This window comes from Bacillus sp. DB-2, assembly GCF_003315125.1.
Lineage (GTDB): Bacteria > Bacillota > Bacilli > Bacillales > Bacillaceae_G > Bacillus_A > Bacillus_A mycoides.
Window position 1 is genome coordinate 113,959 of the sequence record NZ_QNRN01000014.1, and the last position, 17,931, is coordinate 131,889.

Annotated in this window: 18 protein-coding genes; 12 read left to right on the plus strand and 6 right to left on the minus strand. The window is 35.4% G+C overall.

Translation table 11 applies throughout. The features are described from left to right. Positions 1-4: 4 nt before the first annotated feature. Genes gerKC through gerKA form a run of 3 tightly spaced genes read right to left on the minus strand, consistent with a single transcriptional unit; the run spans position 5 to position 3,699 of the window. Positions 5-1,129 carry a spore germination protein GerKC gene (gerKC, locus tag DET63_RS22480; protein ID WP_113937899.1) on the minus strand — a complete coding sequence of 375 codons (1,125 nt, stop codon included), beginning with the start codon at positions 1,127-1,129 and terminating at the stop codon, positions 5-7. Continuing rightward, on the minus strand, positions 1,110-2,216 hold the full coding sequence (locus DET63_RS22485; protein ID WP_000185782.1) for a GerAB/ArcD/ProY family transporter: 1,107 nt from the start codon (positions 2,214-2,216) through the stop codon (positions 1,110-1,112). Before DET63_RS22485 ends, gerKC begins: the two co-directional genes overlap by 20 nt. Beyond that, entirely contained in the window at positions 2,197-3,699 is a 1,503-nt protein-coding gene (gene gerKA, locus DET63_RS22490; protein ID WP_113937900.1) for a spore germination protein GerKA, read from the minus strand. The genes DET63_RS22485 and gerKA overlap by 20 nt, the downstream gene beginning before the upstream one ends. Positions 3,700-3,849: 150 nt before the next feature. On the opposite strand from gerKA, the gene DET63_RS22495 reads away from it, so the two are divergent. The 10 genes from DET63_RS22495 (at position 3,850) to DET63_RS22540 (ending at position 12,730) form a co-directional block, all read left to right on the plus strand. Continuing rightward, entirely contained in the window at positions 3,850-4,536 is a 687-nt protein-coding gene (locus DET63_RS22495) for a CPBP family intramembrane glutamic endopeptidase (protein WP_113937901.1), read from the plus strand. 23 nt (positions 4,537-4,559) lie between these two features. After that, a complete protein-coding gene (locus DET63_RS22500; RefSeq protein ID WP_113937902.1) occupies positions 4,560-5,531 on the plus strand; it encodes a phosphotransferase enzyme family protein in 972 nt (323 codons plus the stop codon). A 159-nt stretch (positions 5,532-5,690) separates the two neighbouring features. Further along, positions 5,691-7,151 carry an alanine/glycine:cation symporter family protein gene (locus tag DET63_RS22505; protein WP_002010512.1) on the plus strand — a complete coding sequence of 487 codons (1,461 nt, stop codon included), beginning with the start codon at positions 5,691-5,693 and terminating at the stop codon, positions 7,149-7,151. Positions 7,152-7,161: 10 nt separating this feature from the next. Continuing rightward, positions 7,162-8,016 (plus strand): amino acid ABC transporter ATP-binding protein, encoded by an 855-nt coding sequence (locus tag DET63_RS22510; protein WP_309473018.1) that lies wholly within the window; start codon positions 7,162-7,164, stop codon positions 8,014-8,016. A 12-nt stretch (positions 8,017-8,028) separates the two neighbouring features. Continuing rightward, positions 8,029-8,859 carry a glutamine ABC transporter substrate-binding protein GlnH gene (gene glnH / locus DET63_RS22515; RefSeq protein ID WP_002125212.1) on the plus strand — a complete coding sequence of 277 codons (831 nt, stop codon included), beginning with the start codon at positions 8,029-8,031 and terminating at the stop codon, positions 8,857-8,859. An 87-nt stretch (positions 8,860-8,946) separates the two neighbouring features. Continuing rightward, positions 8,947-9,603, plus strand: a complete 657-nt coding sequence (locus DET63_RS22520; RefSeq protein ID WP_002090963.1) for an amino acid ABC transporter permease — start codon at positions 8,947-8,949, stop codon at positions 9,601-9,603. Next, positions 9,604-10,248, plus strand: a complete 645-nt coding sequence (locus tag DET63_RS22525; protein WP_113937904.1) for an amino acid ABC transporter permease — start codon at positions 9,604-9,606, stop codon at positions 10,246-10,248. It abuts the gene before it with no gap. Positions 10,249-10,453: 205 nt separating this feature from the next. Continuing rightward, positions 10,454-11,881, plus strand: a complete 1,428-nt coding sequence (locus DET63_RS22530; protein WP_002010506.1) for an amino acid permease — start codon at positions 10,454-10,456, stop codon at positions 11,879-11,881. Then, positions 11,856-12,233, plus strand: a complete 378-nt coding sequence (locus DET63_RS22535) for an OsmC family protein (protein WP_000778855.1) — start codon at positions 11,856-11,858, stop codon at positions 12,231-12,233. The genes DET63_RS22530 and DET63_RS22535 overlap by 26 nt, the downstream gene beginning before the upstream one ends. 62 nt (positions 12,234-12,295) lie before the next feature. Further along, positions 12,296-12,730, plus strand: a complete 435-nt coding sequence (locus tag DET63_RS22540; RefSeq protein ID WP_113937905.1) for an HIT family protein — start codon at positions 12,296-12,298, stop codon at positions 12,728-12,730. 20 nt (positions 12,731-12,750) lie between these two features. On the opposite strand, the gene DET63_RS22545 is transcribed toward DET63_RS22540, so the two are convergent. Further along, the gene (locus DET63_RS22545) at positions 12,751-13,734 is read right to left on the minus strand and encodes a helix-turn-helix transcriptional regulator (protein ID WP_181777950.1); all 984 of its coding nucleotides are present in this window, start codon (positions 13,732-13,734) and stop codon (positions 12,751-12,753) included. A gap of 65 nt (positions 13,735-13,799) precedes the next feature. On the opposite strand from DET63_RS22545, the gene DET63_RS22550 reads away from it, so the two are divergent. Beyond that, the gene (locus tag DET63_RS22550) at positions 13,800-14,324 is read left to right on the plus strand and encodes a dihydrofolate reductase family protein (RefSeq protein ID WP_113937907.1); all 525 of its coding nucleotides are present in this window, start codon (positions 13,800-13,802) and stop codon (positions 14,322-14,324) included. A 38-nt stretch (positions 14,325-14,362) separates the two neighbouring features. On the opposite strand, the gene DET63_RS22555 is transcribed toward DET63_RS22550, so the two are convergent. Together DET63_RS22555 and DET63_RS22560 are read right to left on the minus strand one after the other, a co-directional pair. Then, the gene (locus tag DET63_RS22555; protein WP_098167713.1) at positions 14,363-15,733 is read right to left on the minus strand and encodes a sensor histidine kinase; all 1,371 of its coding nucleotides are present in this window, start codon (positions 15,731-15,733) and stop codon (positions 14,363-14,365) included. 11 nt (positions 15,734-15,744) lie between these two features. After that, on the minus strand, positions 15,745-16,422 hold the full coding sequence (locus tag DET63_RS22560; RefSeq protein ID WP_002029819.1) for a response regulator transcription factor: 678 nt from the start codon (positions 16,420-16,422) through the stop codon (positions 15,745-15,747). 174 nt (positions 16,423-16,596) lie between these two features. On the opposite strand from DET63_RS22560, the gene DET63_RS22565 reads away from it, so the two are divergent. Next, a complete protein-coding gene (locus DET63_RS22565) occupies positions 16,597-17,844 on the plus strand; it encodes a cell wall-binding repeat-containing protein (RefSeq protein WP_113937908.1) in 1,248 nt (415 codons plus the stop codon). The last annotated feature ends 87 nt before the right edge of the window (positions 17,845-17,931 follow it).

Here is a 17,931-nt window from a genome sequence, read left to right on the forward strand (position 1 = left end):
CTTTTTATTTTAAGACGCCACTATATAAAATCTTTACTTCTACTTCCGGTTTAAATTTTACCTTTGCATAATCTTTATTCCAATTCTTTTTCTTCCATAACTCTGGATGATAAGCGATAAGATTTCTACCTATACCGAAAGCGTCACAATTTGCTTTTTGTAGCTTTTTCGTTATTTGTTTTGCTTCTTTTGTGAGCTGCTTAGATAATTCTTTGTTTAGTTTTTTTCTTTCTCCCATTTTATAAAGATTATCTCTCGGTGCTTCAAGAGCGATTACTTGTAGCTTTAGTTTTAGATGAGCGTAAACATTTCCTTTTTTGTCAGTCGTTATATTCAAGTCTCTTTTTAGTTTCCGATTGCTCACTTCCATTGTTAAATAATCAGATGTCTTCTCTGATTCATCGCTAGTAAGTTTTTGGGTTATACGGGCACTTGTTCCCATTTTTCCGGTTAATAACACGAATAGAACAGATTGTTTCAAAGGTAAATGCCCAGTTAATTTATCGTTGTTAAATAAAGCTAACCCGTTTGTAATTACTTCTTTTCCTTTTATTTTTATAGAAGGGAGGGTAAAGTCTTTACCGGGATCTAACATTTTTGTAGCAGCTGTTTCTAAAGTTTCTTTTGGAAATACACTCATATCTTCTAAGCTTTTCACTTTTTTCTTTAGAAAATCTCCAATTAGTAAATTTCCTACCTTCTTTTTTTCTAGTACCTCGGATGTTTCACCATCTACTGCAATAAGTTTTACTAAAGCAGTTGGGTTTGTTGGGTCCCGAAAGCTGACATCTAAATAGGGGAGTATACCTTTTTTTAGAATTTTGGTTCCTAGTAATTGAACACCATATTTAAAATAGCGAATATTCCCAGTCACATTTTTTTTTAGGGCATCGCTTGTATCCCTTATGTTATGCCCGTTTGCTGAATGTATTTCATTCTCGAATGAAGATTGCTCTCCGCTTGAACTTTTTACGAGTTCAAGCGTTTGCTGAAGTTTATTTTCTTCCGTAATATCATATCCAATGCTATAAGCTAATCTCGCTTCTCTTAATGGTTCTTGATCCCAACAGCCAGAAAGGAATGCACTAGTACATAATATAAAAAGTAATTTAACTCTTTTTTGGAACATACTGTTCTCCTTTCTTATTCCTTATTACTGAATAAAGTAGAAATAAAAGAGGGAGGACAACTATGAAAATATACGTGAACTTATCAGTAAAAGTTGCAATTACTTTTAATTCTTCAGGTGTATCTATAAATAGGGCTACACTAAAAGCAATAATACCAACGATTGGAACAGCCTTTTTATGATTAGCCAGATTGAAGATATGTCCAATTCCTATAGAAGCGGCACAGTAATAACTAGCAATAGAAGCTACAACAGTTATCATCCATATTGGGATGAATAGTAAATCGGTTCGGTCTATAATCCCAATATGCAGAGAACGCAATAAGTAAGCAACTGGCTCTGGAATAAGTTCAACTTGTTTTGGACTAAATACGATAAAGCAAATCCAAACAGTAAAAGTATAAAAAAGAGTTACAAATCCATTAGCGATAGAAATTGCTTTCAGTTTTGCCACAGAACTCCCGTTTACTTTTGGGAAAGCGATAAGAATAATCTCAAAACCATACATAGCTGTAATGGTTTCTTTTGATGCTTGAATAATATTCCACCATCCGGCTTCTGTAATTGGAAAAATGTAAGAAAAATCAGCTCGTGTAAGCCCTAGGGCAATTAAAAGAGCCATTGGTAAAATGAGAATAGAAGCCATGACGTAAAACCGTACGATGACTTTGAACGTATTATAAGCTATGTAACAACAAGCTATTGTAAATAGCATGAGGGTGGCATACCAAGGAGTTGCTTGTAATATCCAAACTTTAATGACATTACAAGCATTTAACATAACCGTCATACCGATAAGGGTAAAATAAAAAACATAAGCAAAACCTAATAGTTTTCCAAACTTATTCCCAAATAGCATACAAACACTTTCATACATATCTGCATCAGGAAATCGTTTTAAGAAAAGCCACATAAGTAAAATAATAAGTTGAATTGCAAGACCAGCGATGAGAGCAGAAATCCATCCGCCACCTTTCGCTATTGGGTGAAGACGGTTTGGTAGAGAAAGTATACCAACTCCGATTTGGCATTGAATAACGAAAAAGGTAAATTGAACAAGTGAAATTTTACTTTGCGTGTTTGTCACCGTTCTCATCCTCTCTCGTTACATGTTGTCGTTGCATTTTTTTCGGTTTTGAATCATGTGGTCGTTCCCAAAATGACCAAATTGGTAGTCGTACAAAAGAGTCTTTCATATCTTTTATCCGCATCGGAGCAACAGGAGAAAGATAGGGGGTATGAAATGAATGTAACTGGCATAAATGAACGAAAGTTATAATGAGACCGAATGATATTCCTACATAGCCGAATATGGCAGCAAGGAGCATTAACGGAAAACGAAGAATCCGAACTGCGGAACTCATATCATTTGATGGAACAAGAAAAGATGAGATTGCAGTTAAAGCTACAACGATAATCATTGTATAAGAAACGAGACCGGCTTTTACAATTGCATCACCAATTACTAAACCACCTACAATACCGATTGTTTGTCCAACTCGGCTTGGCAAGCGAATACCAGCTTCCCGTAATAATTCAAAGATTAATTCCATTAAGAGAGCTTCAAAAATAGGAGGAAGTGGCACTTTTTCTAATGAAGCTTTAATCGTATAAACAAGTTCGAGCGGCAACACATCAGGATGAAAAGCAACTGTTGCGATATATATAGCGGGCAAGAGAAAGGCAATCAAGAAACTGACTAAGCGAATCATTCGGATGAAAGAACCGACAATCCAGCGGTTATTATAATCATCTGGTGATTGATAGAAAGCAAATAACGTAACAGGAACGATAAGTGCAGTTGGATCTCCATCAGATAAAATAGCAACTCGTCCTTCCATTAAATTTGCTGCGACTCTATCTGGGCGCTCTGTATTTAATTGTTGCGGAAAGGGTGAGAAAGACGTATCCTCTATAAATTCTTGTATATATCCTGGAGGCATAAGTGCATCTGTCTTAATCGTTTCTAACCTTCTTTTTACTTCTGTAACTAGATCGTCATTAGCTATGTTTTGCATATAAGCAATTGCCACTTTCGTATGCATTTCTTCACCGAGTGTGAAATATTTAACGACGACATGTGGACTTTTTATGAGTTTACGAATAGAAGCTAAATTGGTTGCTAAATCTTCTACTAAACCAGTATGCGGTCCACGGACAATCCCTTCATTATCAGGTTCTGTTATATCTCTCTTTAAAGATAGAGCTGTTTCGAAAATACAAAAACTGTCGACGTGTTCATGAAAATATAAAGATTTACCTTGTAATAAAAGCTGCACACCATAATTTAAATTTGTTTCTTTTTTCATATTTAATGTGGCAAAAGCTTTATCTAAAGACAGATCCGATCGAGTTAATAATGGTTCAAGAGCTAATTGATGAATTAAATTTGGGTCTGCTAAAGATTCGATATATATAATTGTTCCTTTTCCATTTTGGAAAGGGACATCTAATTTTTTTATATCATCTGAATGACAGAGCTTATTTTCAATGTAATTAATATTTTCCGGAAGTGATGGAAACATATGCTTCGTTTTATTTTTTTGTTGGTTATTGCTTTGCTCTGTCATAAGGCCCACCCTTTTAGAATTGAATTATCACTGTTAATTTTTGCTTTTTATGAAAAAATTATGCTTATATTCTTTTAAAAAAAGTAGCTTGAAAGTTACGTTACGTCATCTTTTATACTAAAGAAAATAGGATATAGGGGGATGGTGTAGATGACTTTAAAATGTATGTGGGGATGGAAAGAAATTTTATATTTATTTGTTTTCGTATTTCTGATTGTACCAGTAATGATTGAATCTCTTTTTTACGATTATGCTTTAAAAATACTAGGGAACTCATTATATGCTGGAGTATTAATGGGACTTATAATGGCAGTGATATTTACATTTGTAGTTTATCTTTTTTGCATAAAAAGATATAAACTGTCGTGGAAAGATATTGGAATTCGGAAGCTTTCATGGAAAGATTTATGGTGGACATTTGTAGCGGTTATTTGTTTGATTGTAGTGAGTGTTGGAGTATTAATGATAATGGAGAAACTGGGGATTTCTTTCGAAAATAGTAAAACGGAGACGATCCAAAATGATAAATCAATATATGCGTTCTGTATCGCGGTAATTGGAGCAGCAGTTATATCACCAATCTATGAAGAAATTTTATATCGAGGTGTTTTTTATACGTTTTTTCGTGATAGATATGGCATATTGGGCGGGGTGATTATAAGTTCAATAATATTTACCGTTGTTCATATTCCAACATATAACACATTACCGGTGAATTTTTTAAGCGGTGTAGTATTCGCGTGGTTATATGAAAAAACAAATTCTATTTTATCGGCTATGATTGCACACGCACTATTTAATTTCATAGCAGTACTTCTTACATTTATGTCGAATTAAGAAGATATATAGGAGGGATACAAATGGAAATAGCGGTAGAACGTGTTTTTACAAAAGAGATTTTAACAAGAGCAGCAAAGGTATATCATGTAACGGTGGAAGAAAAGCCACTTGGTGATTTTGAAAATTATATTTTTAAGGCGAAGGGTAAAAATAATGAAGGTTACGTATTACGCTTAACCCATTCTTCTCATCGTTCTAAAAAAGAGGTAGAGGCCGAACTAGATTTTTTACGGTATGTTGCGGAGCATGGGGCAAAAGTGGCGGGACCTCGTAATTCAATATCTCAAAACCTTGTAGAAGAAATTGGAGCGGAAGATGGCACTTTCTTTTTTGCGTCTTTATTTACATATGCACAAGGTGAGCAAGTAAAAGGAGAAGAATCGCCTTATTGGGGAGATGCTTACTTTGAAGCGTGGGGAAAAGCGATTGGACAGCTGCACCGCCTTACAATGGATTATCCTAAAACAGACTACCGTGATACGTGGGAAGAGGATGAAAGTAGCATTGTTAATAGATTAGAAGATGAGAAGGTGAAAGGGATTGCCACTGTATTAATGGAGGAAATAAAGGCTCTTCCGGTTAAAAGAGAAACATTCGGGCTTATGCATGGTGATATTCATCCAGGTAACTTTCATTATGATGGAAAAGGGCTAACAATCTTTGATTTTGATGACGCTGCCTATAATTACTTCATTCATGATTTGGCAATGGTTCTTTATTACTCTGTTCTTTTTACACCGTGGACATTGGAGAAAAAGACGAAATTTGCTCGTAAACAGTTACAAGTGTTAAGAAAGGGGTACGAATATGAGCACAGGCTGGCGGATAGTTGGTATGAATCGTTACCGTTATTTTTACGGTTACGTGATATAGGCCTATACGGTACGATTCAAAAGAAATTTAAGGGGAAAGATATGCCAGAGGATTTTCAAAAGTTATCAGATGAGTTGTATGAAAGAATTATAAAGCAAGAGGCAATAGTGAATATATAATACAGAGATAAGGGAACAAAGTATATAAAATAAATATATACTTTGTTTTTTTATACAAAAATATGTTTATTTTATTAAAATAATATTGTTATAGATTCGGTATACACTTATAATTTTATATATATTCTGAATATTCTTTATAAAGAAGGAGGGGGAAAGTTGGAAGCTATCGTAAGTTGGATAAATAATATTGTTTGGAGTCCAGCACTTGTCTATTTATGTTTAGGAGTAGGTCTATATTTCTCCATTCGAACAAGATTTTTACAAGTAAGACATGTAGGAGAAATGGTGAAACTTACATTTCAAGGGGAAAAATCGGATGCGGGTGTTTCTTCGTTCCAAGCTTTAGCACTTTCATTATCAGGGCGCGTTGGAACAGGAAATATTGCAGGTGTTGCAACGGCTGTTGCCTTTGGTGGTCCAGGAGCTGTCTTTTGGATGTGGGCGGTGGCCTTTTTAGGAGCAGGATCGGCTTATGTAGAATCTACATTAGCACAAATATATAAGACGAAACATCAAGGACAATTCCGCGGTGGACCTGCTTATTACATTGAAAAAGGACTAGGTGTTAAATGGTACGCTTTAGTATTCGTTGCAGCGACAATTCTTGCAACAGGAATGCTGCTTCCAGGTGTTCAAGCGAATAGTATTGCTGTAAGTCTAGAAACAGCTTTTGGTATTAATACTTCTGTATCCGGGGCGGTATTAGTAGCGGCATTAGCACTTATTATTTTTGGTGGAGTTAAGCGAATTGTTAACGTAGCGCAAGTTGTAGTACCGTTTATGGCACTTGGCTATATTTTAGTAGCTTGTGTAATTGTAGCTATGAATATTGAAAAATTACCAGACGCTTTCATGTTAATTTTAAAAAGTGCATTTGCATTAGAAGCAGCTTTTGGCGGGATTATTGGTTTAGCAATTTCTTGGGGTGTAAAACGTGGTATTTATTCAAACGAAGCAGGGCAAGGAACTGGGGCCCATGCAGCAGCAGCAGCTGAAGTATCGCATCCAGCTAAACAAGGGTTAGTACAAGCATTTTCCGTTTACATTGATACATTATTTGTTTGTTCAGCAACAGCATTTATGATGATTATTACAGGCATGTATAACGTATTTGATGCAAGCGGAAAAAACTTTATCGTCAATAAATTAAATGGTGCACAGCCAGGTCCTGGTTATACACAGGCAGCAGTAGAATCTGTTTTCCCTGGATTTGGAAACGGTTTCGTAGCAATCTCTTTACTATTCTTCGCATTTACAACAATTATGGCTTATTACTACATTGCAGAAACGAATATAGCTTACTTAAATCGTGATAAAGACCGTCCTTGGATGTCTATCGTACTAAAGTTTGTATTCTTAGGAGTTGTATTCTACGGTTGTGTAAAAACAGCAGAAACAGCATGGGCTTTAGGAGATATTGGTGTAGGAATTATGGCATGGGTTAACATTATTGCGATTCTATTATTACAAAAACCGGCATTGATCGCATTAAAGGATTATGAAAAGCAGAAAAAAGAAGGAAAAGATCCAGTATTCGATCCGCAGAAATTAGGAATTAAAAATGCTGATTTCTGGGAGCATGAATACGGGAAAGACAAGAAAGAAGAAGTATCTTAAGAGAATAGAAATGAAGGAGCAAAGGGAAATCCCTTTGCTCTTTTTTATGGACAAAATGAAGATGAAAGTTATTTTTTTGCCTATTTTTGAATATAAAAAGAATGTACATGCTTTGTTTAGGAGAGGGGGGAGTATGGTGATAGAGTTTCGTAATGTAAATAAATATTATGGTAACTTCCAAGTTTTGAAAAATATTAATGTGCAAGTGAAAAAAGGTGAAGTGGTAGTAGTTGTTGGTCCTTCAGGATCAGGAAAAAGTACATTGCTTCGGTGTATAAATCAGTTAGAGGCGATTACTGATGGAGAGTTAATCGTACAAAATACAGATGTACACAATAAAAAAGCAGATATGAATGAATTACGCCGAAATATTGGTATGGTCTTCCAGCATTTTTACTTATACCCACATAAAACAGTTCTGCAAAATATTACACTAGCACCAATTAAAGTAAATAAAACTTCAAAAGAAGAAGCAGAAAAAACAGCGATGGTTTATTTAGAGAAAGTAGGAATCTCGGAGAAGGCAGGTGTATACCCTCATCAATTATCCGGAGGTCAACAGCAAAGGGTAGCTATTGCTAGAGGGCTCGCGATGCAACCGAAAATTATGCTATTTGATGAGCCTACGTCCGCTCTTGATCCAGAGATGATCGGAGAGGTGCTTGATGTTATGAAAGCGCTGGCTAAAGAAGGAATGACGATGGTCGTCGTCACACATGAGATGGGATTTGCACATGAGGTAGCAGATAGAATTTTATTTATGGATGACGGTCAAATTATCGAAGATACAACACCATCACAATTTTTTGCAAATCCTGAACAAGAAAGAGCACGTCTATTTTTAAGCCGGGTATTAAATCATTAAAGGAGGAATTTCATGCTTAAGATGAAAAAGTTGTTTACCCTAATCGTATTCTCATGTTTATTCGTGTTTATTGTTGCTGGGTGCGGGGGGAAAAAAGACGAGGCGAAAGAAACGAATACGAAGCAAGGCGGAGCTGTTGAGCAAATTAAGAAGCGCGGGAAGTTAGTAGTTGGAGTGAAGAATGATACGAATTTATTTGGATTGAAAAACCCTTCAACAGGGCAAGTAGAGGGATTCGATATTGATATCGCGAAGGCACTTGCGAAAAAAATTCTTGGTGATGAAAAGAAACTAGAGCTGAAAGAAGTAACGTCTAAAACACGTATTCCGATGCTGAAAAATGGTGATATTGATGCAATTATTGCGACAATGACAATTACGGAAGAACGCAAAAAAGAAGTAGATTTCTCAGATGTATATTTTAAAGCAGGACAATCGTTACTTGTGAAAAAAGGAAGCAATATTAAGAGCATTGATGATATAAAACAAGGCGTTAAAGTATTAGCTGTAAAAGGATCAACATCTACAAATAACATTCGCCAAAAATCACCAGAAGCAACAGTATTAGAGTTTGAGAATTATAGTGAGGCATTTACAGCGTTAAAAGCAGGTAAAGGCGATGTTTTAACTACAGATAATGCGATTCTTTACGGAATGGCAAAACAAGATTCTAATTATGAAGTTGTAGGGAAAATTTTCACGGATGAACCGTATGGAATTGCAGTACAAAAAGGTGCAGACGATTTAACGAAAGAGATTAATAGTTTATTAAAAGATATGAAAGCGAATGGAGAATACGATAAATTGTATGAAAAATGGATTGGTCAAAAACAAGAGAAGTAAAATGAAACTTTATTTCTCATGATAAATAGTAAGAGTGAGAGGATGAGAGTACTCATCCTCTTCTTGTAAAGAAAGAGGGGAGAATATGTGCCTGATTTTTCTATATTAACGAATAACATTGATATGTATTTAGAAGGATTTAAATATACGGTTATGTCCAGTGTAGTTGCACTAATAGGAAGTTTTGTTTTAGGAATTGTTATGGCAGTGATGCGAATTTCACCTATTCGTATTTTGAATTGGATTGGCTCTGCCTATGTAGAGTTTGTTAGAAATATTCCACTCGTATTAATTGCATTCATTTTCTATTTTGCTTTGCCTGTAATAGGAATTACTTTCAACGGTTTTGTAGCAGGGACAGTTGCACTTACAGTTTATACAGCGGCTTTTATTGCGGAAGTAATTCGTGCTGGTATTTTATCAGTCGCGAAAGGTCAAATGGAAGCAGCACGTTCTTCAGGATTAACTTATACGCAAGCGATGTATCATGTCGTCTTACCTCAAGCGATGAAAATCGTCATTCCTCCTCTAGGAAATCAATTTCTCAATTTAGTAAAAAACTCTTCAATACTCGGAATTATTGCTGGAACGGATTTAATGTATCAAGGAGACTTAATTTCAACGAAGACGTTCGTTACGTTTGATGTATATATATTTGTCGGGATGTTTTATTTAGTATTAACAATTCCGCTAAGTATGCTAGTGCGTTATTTAGAAAAACGCTTGGCAAAGGAGGCGGTATAAATGGATTTTAAAGGAGCGATAACAGGTGATCATATCCTCTTTTTATTAAAAGGATTACTCATAACGTTAGAGGTAGCGCTCATAGCAATTGTACTTAGCTTTATTATTGGTAGTGTAATAGGAATATTGCGCTATACGAAAATACCTGTCGTCTCACAAACATTAGGCTTTATCGTGGAAGTCATTCGAAATTTACCGCTACTTTTAATTATATTTTTTACGTATTTTGCACTTCCGGAAGCGGGATTGAAGTTAGAAATTATAACAGCTGCAATTGTTGCTTTAACAATATTTGAAGCGGCAATGATATCTGAAATTGTTCGAAGCGGTCTATTATCTATCGAAAAAGGGCAGATTGAGGCTGCAAGGTCTTCTGGATTAACGTATGTGCAAGCGCTTTGGCATATTATTTTGCCGCAAGCATTAAGAAGAATGGTCCCCCCGCTTGTTAGTCAATTTATTTCATTGTTAAAAGATACGTCATTAGCGGTTGTTATATCATTGCCAGAGCTTATGCATAATGCTCAAATTATTAGCGGGCAGAATGTAAATTATATGATTCCGACATTTATACTAGCAGCCTGTATGTATTTTGTTGTAAACTACGGTTTATCAATTTTATCTAGAAGATTAGAAATACGTTAACTCTTACAAAAAAATGTAAGAGTTTTTTCCTTATAAATCCTTTTTTTCCTCAAATTAGTATTGCGAGCTCTTAATATTTGAATTTTTATATTGTTTTATCAGAAAAGTTTTAATTTTATATAGAAATTGTAATCGCTTTCGTGTATATTTTTATTATCAGAAAATTTTAAAAAGAGATAGGGGTACTTGTAGGGGGAGGATTAAGATGCAGCAAACAACGAATGAGCAATTACATCGTACGATGAAGAGTAGACATTTATTTATGATCGCACTAGGTGGTGTAATCGGAACTGGTTTTTTTCTAGGTTCAGGTTACACCATTAATCAGGCTGGACCAGGGGGAGCCATCCTTTCATATTTAGTGGGCGGATTTATTATGTATTTAACAATGCTTTGTCTTGGAGAGCTAACGGTAGCAATGCCAGTTTCAGGATCTTTCCAAAAGTATGCGACGAAGTTTATTGGACCAGGAACTGGATTTATGATCGGTTGGCTATACTGGATTGGATGGGCAGTAACAGTAGGATTAGAATTAACATCGATCGGTTTAATGATGAAAAGATGGTTTCCGAATGTTGATGTTTGGGTATGGTGTCTCGTATTCGGAGTTATTTTATATGCTTCAAATGCAATATCAGCGAAGAGTTATGCTGAATTAGAGTTTTGGTTCTCTAGTATTAAAGTAGTTACAATTATTGCATTCATTTTACTTGGTGGTAGCGCATTACTAGGATTCTTACCATACGATGGAAAAGAAGCAGCGCCTCTTTTCTCTAACTTTGTAAGTGATGGTGGGCTATTCCCAAATGGACTAGCTGCAGTGCTTCTTACGATGATTACAGTTAACTTTTCCTTCCAAGGAACAGAGTTAATCGGGATTGCAGCAGGAGAGAGTCAGAATCCTGAAAAAACAATTCCACGTGCGATTCGTAATACAGTATGGCGCATTATGTTATTCTTCATTTTAACAATGACAATTTTAGTAGGGTTAATTTCTTGGAAAGAAGCAGGGATAATTGAAAGCCCATTCGTAGTTGTATTTGATAAAATCGGTATTCCATATGCAGCTGATATTATGAACTTCGTTATTATTACAGCTCTTCTATCTGTAGCGAACTCAGGGTTATATGCAGCAACGCGTATACTATGGTCACTTGCAAATGAAGGAATGGCACCAGCTTCTTTCAAGAAAGTAAATAAACGTGGTATTCCGATTACAGCGTTAGTCGTAACGATTGCTGTAGCGGCGTTATCTTTATTAACAAGTTTCCTTGCAGAAGATACAGTATATATGTATTTATTATCTATAGCTGGTTTATCGGCTGTTTCAAGTTGGATCATTATTGCTTTATCACAACTTCGCTTTAGAAGTCAGTATTTAAAAGGCGGAGGAAAATTAGAGGACTTAAAGTATAGAACACCACTATACCCGCTTGTTCCAATTTTAGCTTTAATTACAAATAGCATCGTTGTTATTAGTTTAGCGTTTATTCCAGAACAACGAATGGCGTTATATTGTGGTATTCCATTTATCATTTTCTGCTACATATATTATTATATAAATAAGAAACGGCAGAAACCGATGAAAGTGGAGATGGAGACACCAAATGAAACTAACAATCAAACACGATGATATACAGGCGGATTTATCGTATGGTCAATTAGCGATTGGAAAAGAAAACGGATATTCACCGTTACAATTACTCGTGTCTTCTATCGCAGGATGTAGTGCAATTGTCTTCCGAACAATTTTAGAAAAGAAACGTATTACATACGATACGTTTACAATTGAAACTGAAATTGGTAGAAGTGAAGCTTTATCAAAACCAGTTGAAAGTGTTCATTTGCACTATAAAATTAAAGCGCAAAACATTACAGAAGAACAATTGGACAAGGCGCTACAACTTGCAGTGAAAAATTGCACGATTGTTCAATCGGTAAAGGATAGTATAAAAGTTACAGAAACAATTGAATTAGTAAAGTGAAACATAAAAACGTGAGAATAGGGCGCTCACGTTTTTATGTTTTTGGCAGAGGGGGAAGCATGATGGAATGTTTAGGTTGTAAATTAGCAAATGAAGAAGAAATTATATATAAAGTGTATGAAGATGATTATGTAACTTGTTTTTTAGACCATGCGCCTTTCTACCCAGGACATACTTTAATTGTGCCAAAGAAGCATGTTTTAGAAGTGGACGAATTAGATGATGTTGTAGCGAAATCGATTATGGATGCTTCTAAGCTTATTGCAAAAGCGATTAAGGCATTATATAAACCAGACGGAATTACAATTTGTCAAAATGGTGGAATCTTTAACGAGTTAACTCATTATCACATGCATATTGTACCGAGATATAAAGAGCGTTCGTTTGCTGAGTTTTATACGGTGCAGCCGGGAGAGAACCAGAGTCATGGCTTTGAAGAGGCACAGGTATTGTTAAAAGAAGCGATAGAGCAAATACTCCATACTGAAAAGGCGTAAGAGGAATTTTCTTACGCTTTTTAGTCTTCATACATATTTAAAATCTCTTTCGCACGTATACGTAAACCATCTATTAATTCTTTCGGTTCTAAAACTTGTGCATCTTTTCCAAGTCTATAAAATAAAGGCGTAATAAAGTTGATTTCTCCTTTATCAATTGTTGTATTTATATATCCTGTCCCATCTTCGTTTACTATAACGAACTCTTCAAGGTAGGGAACGCTTTTACATTGGCGCACGCCTTCTGTCGTTAATAAAACATGTAACGGAGTAGGAATGTTTATTACGTCAGAGTTAGAGGCAAACCATTCTTCTAAATTTATGAATGTATCTTCATTTTCTTCCGTTGATAATATAGAAAGAATACGATCGACGCGATACAGTAATACCTTTTTTCTACTAAAGTCATAGGATGGCAAATACCATAAACCGTCGTGAGCATATACACCGATAGGATGAACATGTTTTGTTTTAATCCCCGATTTAGACTCGTATTGAAAGTGTAAGTTTTTATTTTCAATAGCCGCTGTTAATACTTCGTTTAAAAAAGTTGTCTCAATTGTTCTCTTCGGATTCCAAAAAGCGATATAAGAACGTATTTTATCAACTTTAGCTTTCGCATCATTTTGTAGAGAGCTATACAGTTTATGAGTAACAGAATTGATTTCTGTATTAAAAGGCAAGTTACGATAGTAGCTTAAAGATTGGAAAGCAAAAAAGATGGAGACCGCTTCTTCTTCGGTAAATAAAATGGGGGGAAGCATGCTGCTTGTTAATACTTTATATCCTCCATTACGACCTTGTTCAGCGTAAATGGGTAATCCCATATCACTTAAATCTAAAATATATCTATGGACCGTACGAACGGAAATATTAAATTCATCAGCTATTTCTTGAGCTGTAAATGTTTTTTTCGTAGAAGCAAATATAAGAATGTCTAGTAAACGTTTTGCTTTTGACAAGGATATCACCTTTTTCTTTTTTAACATGACATAAGTTGTCATGTTTTATGGTTAGTATAGTGCTTATAAGATGATTTTATCAATAGAAGCTGTAAGGAGGAAAAGATATGTCACGTGAAATTGTTTTATTTATTGCAGCGAGCTTAGATGGATTTATCGCGAAAGAAGATGATGATTTAGAGTGGTTAATGGAAACAGCAGGTGAGGGAGACAACGGTTATACAGAAATGTACGAAACAATTGATACGATAATTATGGGAAAGAGAACGTACGATTATGTGGTAGAGCATACGGAAACATTCCCGTACCTAGATAAAAAATGTTATGTTTTTTCTAATTCAGAAAAAGGTTCAAACGAACATGTAGAGTTTGTAAATGAAGATGTATTAGAGTTTACAAAAAGGTTGAAAGAGCAGGAAGGATCTAAAATATGGATGGTCGGTGGAGGGAGTCTACTGAGAGAGTTCTTTAAGAATAATTTAATTGATGAATATGTTGTTACGATTACACCTCACATATTAGGTTCTGGAGTTCCGTTATTTAAAGAAAAGAATCCAGAAATTAATTTAACTTTAACGGATACGAAACGTTTTGGCCAATTCGTAAATTTATATTATAAAGTAAAGTCCTAAAGGATAAGAAAACACGACTATTGATGATAGTCGTGTTTCTATATAGATGGCAATGAAATTGTAAAGCAAGATCCGTGATCAATTTCACTTGTGACAGTAATATTCCCGCCGTGTAGTTCTACGATTTCTTTTACGATGGAGAGCCCTAAACCAGTGCCTCCTGTAGCTCTAGAGCGCGCCTTATCAACACGGTAAAAGCGATCGAAAATGTGAGGGAGGTCTTCAGGCGGAATACCTTCGCCTTCATCTTCAATTGTAATGGAAATACGTTTATGTTCTTCTGTAACAGAAATATTTATATGAGAATGTTCTTTTGAATGTCTATACGCGTTATTTAAAATGTTAGCCATAACTTGTTCAAAGCGTTGCTCATCTAGCTTTACTAAGAGTGAGGAAGGACATGTGAAAACAACTTTAATTTGTTTTTCTCCGTACATCACATTTATTTTTTCAGTGATGCGAGTAAGGAAGGTGTGTAAATGCACTTCCTGTACTTGAATGAAAAAGTTATGCTTTTCCATTTGAGCGAGTGAAAATAAATCTTGGACTAAGTTTGTAATATAATCAGACTCGTCTTTTATAATGGATAAGTATCGTAAACGTTGCTCTGGGGGTGTGTTTTCTTTTAATGCAATGTCAGCATAACCTCTTACGTACGTTAATGGTGTTCGTAATTCGTGAGCAACACTTGCTAGAAATTCACTTCGCTCCGTTTTCATATAATGTAAATCATTTGCGAGAGTTTGGATAGATTGTGCTAGTTCACCAATTTCGTCATTTCGAGTAGTTGTTAATGAAACGGATAAATCGCCCTTACTCATTTTTTCAGTCGCTTGTTTCATGTGTAACAATGGTTTTGTTAACAAACGTGATAATAGAAAAATGGTGATGGCTGTTAATAGGAAAGTAATGACTCCAGCGATAATGAATTGCCGTGTGAGCCCGTTAACCATTTCTTCGATTGATTCCGTCCCGAGAAACATATATACATAGCCTTCCGTTTTTCCTGCCACTACAATTGGGCTAACTGTACATATATAATTAGATGTTTTCCAATGATTCTCTATAATTGCTCCATCATGATCTGTTCGTGTTTGCATTCCTTCAATATGTTTTTTTATAGTAGTATTTATTTCATTGGATTTAGCTAGTATTTCCTTATTTGCATTTGTAATAATAACAGTTGTTTCAGCTTCGGATTCCATTAAAGCAACATGGGAGATTGTTTGCCTGTCAAAATATTTTTCAAGGACATCTCGGTGACTATTTCCACGCTTTAATAAAGCAGTCATTTCTTCATTCACTCTATTGTTTACAAGGCTATAATAGAGCAAGACAAATAGAACACTTTCGATTAAAAGTGTAACAATTAGAAAATAAAATCCGAGTTGAATAGAAATTCGCTTCATCGTTTTGCTCCTTAGTTTTCAATATCAATCCATCGATATCCTACTCCGTAAACAGTTTTTAAATGGTGATCAATGGGGAAATTTACTTTTCGTAATTTATCACGTAAATTACGAATATGTGAATCGACTGTTCTATCTTCTGTATTTGTATTTAATCCCCAAATTCGTTCAATGAGCTGATCACGGCTTAATACGTAGTTCACATGACGTAAAAATAATCCGAGTAAAGAGAATTCGATTGGGGTGAGAAGAAGTTCTTCATTATGGACAGAAATGAAATGCTTGGCCTCATCCCATAAAATGCCGTGATATTGGATTTGTGCATGTTGATTGGTTCGGCGTAAAACAGCTTCAATTCTTGCGAAGAGCTCCTCTTCGTGGAATGGTTTCGTCACGTAATCATCTGCTCCAAGTTTTAACCCTTGAACGACATCTACCGTTTGATCACGAGCAGTTACCATAATGATAGGAACGTTACTAAATGATCGAATTCTTTTGCAAGTTTCCCACCCATCCATCTTTGGCATCATAATATCGAGTAAAACAAATTTGAAGTTTCGATTTTCTATATGTGAAATAGCTTCTTCTCCGGATACTGCACATACGCAGTTATATCCGATTGGAGTAAGATAAAGCGTTAATAATTCAAGCATTCTCGGTTCATCATCTACGAGTAGTATATCGATCATAGAGTACCTCCGCATTTGTAGTTATTACTTAAATTGTAAGTCAAAATCATGAAGAAATGGTGCAGATTATAATGCATCTGCATAATTTCTTCAGAATTGCTTGTTATTGTAAAGTTGAAATTCCATTTTAGGTAATAATATTGGCTCGAAAACGAATAATACGGAGGCGATATAGTGAAAAAGATGATCCGAATTTTGGGGATAACAATAATTGCAGCAGTCGGTCTTGCGGCATGCGGACAAACGAGTACAGATCATAAAAATCATGAATCTACAGAAGAGAAGAAAACAGAGCAAAAGGAAATGAAAATGAATCAGGAGGTAACTGCGCCGAAAGAAATGAATCAAGGTGCATCGAATGATTTATTAACGACAAGTTTAAAAAATGTAACGAGATTAAATACAAATGATCCTCTGCAAATGGCAGTATTAACTTCGCAAACGATATGGCCAGCAACGCATAAAGAGAATCAGCCAGGCGCTATTATTTTAGTGCCAGTGAACGAGTGGCAATTAGGTATTGCAAGTGCGGATCTTATTCATCACCCGAATAACGGACCGATTTTATTTATAGAAAAAGAAAAGGTACCCGAAATGACGTTAAAAGAAATAAAACGATTAAATCCGCTCGGAACGAAAGATGGAACGCAAATTATGGTGATGGGGGATATAGGGGCATCTAGCCTAGAGCAATTAAAAGAATATAAAGTAAAGCAAATAAAAGAAACGGACCCAGCTAAATTTGCTAAAGATGTTGATAAAGAATATGCCGATATAACAGGGAATTATCCAAATAGCGTTATTATCGGTTCGTCTGAAGAAGAAGGACGTTTATATACAACACCAGCTGTAAATTGGATTTCTCATATGCCAGAACCTCTTCTATATACTGAAAAAAATAAAGTGCCAGAAGCGACAATAGAGGCATTAAAGATGAGAAAAGATAAAGCAAATATATATGTGTTAGGACCAGAAAAAATCGTTTCGAAAGAAGTAGAAAAAGAGTTAAATAAATACGGAAAAGTGACCCGTATTAGTGGGGAGACTCCAACAGAAAATTCGGTTGCATTTGCGAAATTTAAAGATGAAAAAACGAAATTTGGCTGGGGATTCACAAAACCAGGTCACGGTTTGTCATTTGTTTCAAGCAAAACACCAGACTTAGCAATTGCGGGAGCACCGTTTTCACATATGGGTAAACATGCCCCTGTTGTTTTGCTTGAGGAAGGAAAAGCTTCACAACCAGTTTATGACTTCCTTGCTACTATTCAGCCGAAGTTTAAAGATGATCCAACACTTGGACCATATAACCATGGTTTCCTATTAGGAAGTAGTAGTGATATTTCATTTGAAACACAAGGTATATTGGATGAGAGGTTAGAAATTGTTCAGGAAAGTGGTCAAGGTCACGGTGGACATTAATGAAATGAGAAAAGACGCTGCTAAGGTAGCGTCTTTTCTTTAGGAAACTTTTACATAGCACAACATCCTTTGCTCGTTATATAATAG

What these genes read in the sequence shown, in the direction of transcription:
- gerKC (WP_113937899.1), bottom strand. Translation starts at nt 1,129, where the DNA reads ATGTTCCAAAAAAGAGTTAAATTACTTTTTATATTATGTACTAGTGCA.
- gerKA (WP_113937900.1), bottom strand. Translation starts at nt 3,699, where the DNA reads ATGACAGAGCAAAGCAATAACCAACAAAAAAATAAAACGAAGCATATG.
- DET63_RS22495 (WP_113937901.1), top strand. Translation starts at nt 3,850, where the DNA reads ATGACTTTAAAATGTATGTGGGGATGGAAAGAAATTTTATATTTATTT.
- DET63_RS22500 (WP_113937902.1), top strand. Translation starts at nt 4,560, where the DNA reads ATGGAAATAGCGGTAGAACGTGTTTTTACAAAAGAGATTTTAACAAGA.
- DET63_RS22510 (WP_309473018.1), top strand. Translation starts at nt 7,162, where the DNA reads ATGAAGGAGCAAAGGGAAATCCCTTTGCTCTTTTTTATGGACAAAATG.
- glnH (WP_002125212.1), top strand. Translation starts at nt 8,029, where the DNA reads ATGCTTAAGATGAAAAAGTTGTTTACCCTAATCGTATTCTCATGTTTA.
- DET63_RS22525 (WP_113937904.1), top strand. Translation starts at nt 9,604, where the DNA reads ATGGATTTTAAAGGAGCGATAACAGGTGATCATATCCTCTTTTTATTA.
- DET63_RS22530 (WP_002010506.1), top strand. Translation starts at nt 10,454, where the DNA reads ATGCAGCAAACAACGAATGAGCAATTACATCGTACGATGAAGAGTAGA.
- DET63_RS22535 (WP_000778855.1), top strand. Translation starts at nt 11,856, where the DNA reads ATGAAACTAACAATCAAACACGATGATATACAGGCGGATTTATCGTAT.
- DET63_RS22540 (WP_113937905.1), top strand. Translation starts at nt 12,296, where the DNA reads ATGGAATGTTTAGGTTGTAAATTAGCAAATGAAGAAGAAATTATATAT.
- DET63_RS22545 (WP_181777950.1), bottom strand. Translation starts at nt 13,734, where the DNA reads ATGACAACTTATGTCATGTTAAAAAAGAAAAAGGTGATATCCTTGTCA.
- DET63_RS22550 (WP_113937907.1), top strand. Translation starts at nt 13,800, where the DNA reads ATGTCACGTGAAATTGTTTTATTTATTGCAGCGAGCTTAGATGGATTT.
- DET63_RS22555 (WP_098167713.1), bottom strand. Translation starts at nt 15,733, where the DNA reads ATGAAGCGAATTTCTATTCAACTCGGATTTTATTTTCTAATTGTTACA.
- DET63_RS22560 (WP_002029819.1), bottom strand. Translation starts at nt 16,422, where the DNA reads ATGATCGATATACTACTCGTAGATGATGAACCGAGAATGCTTGAATTA.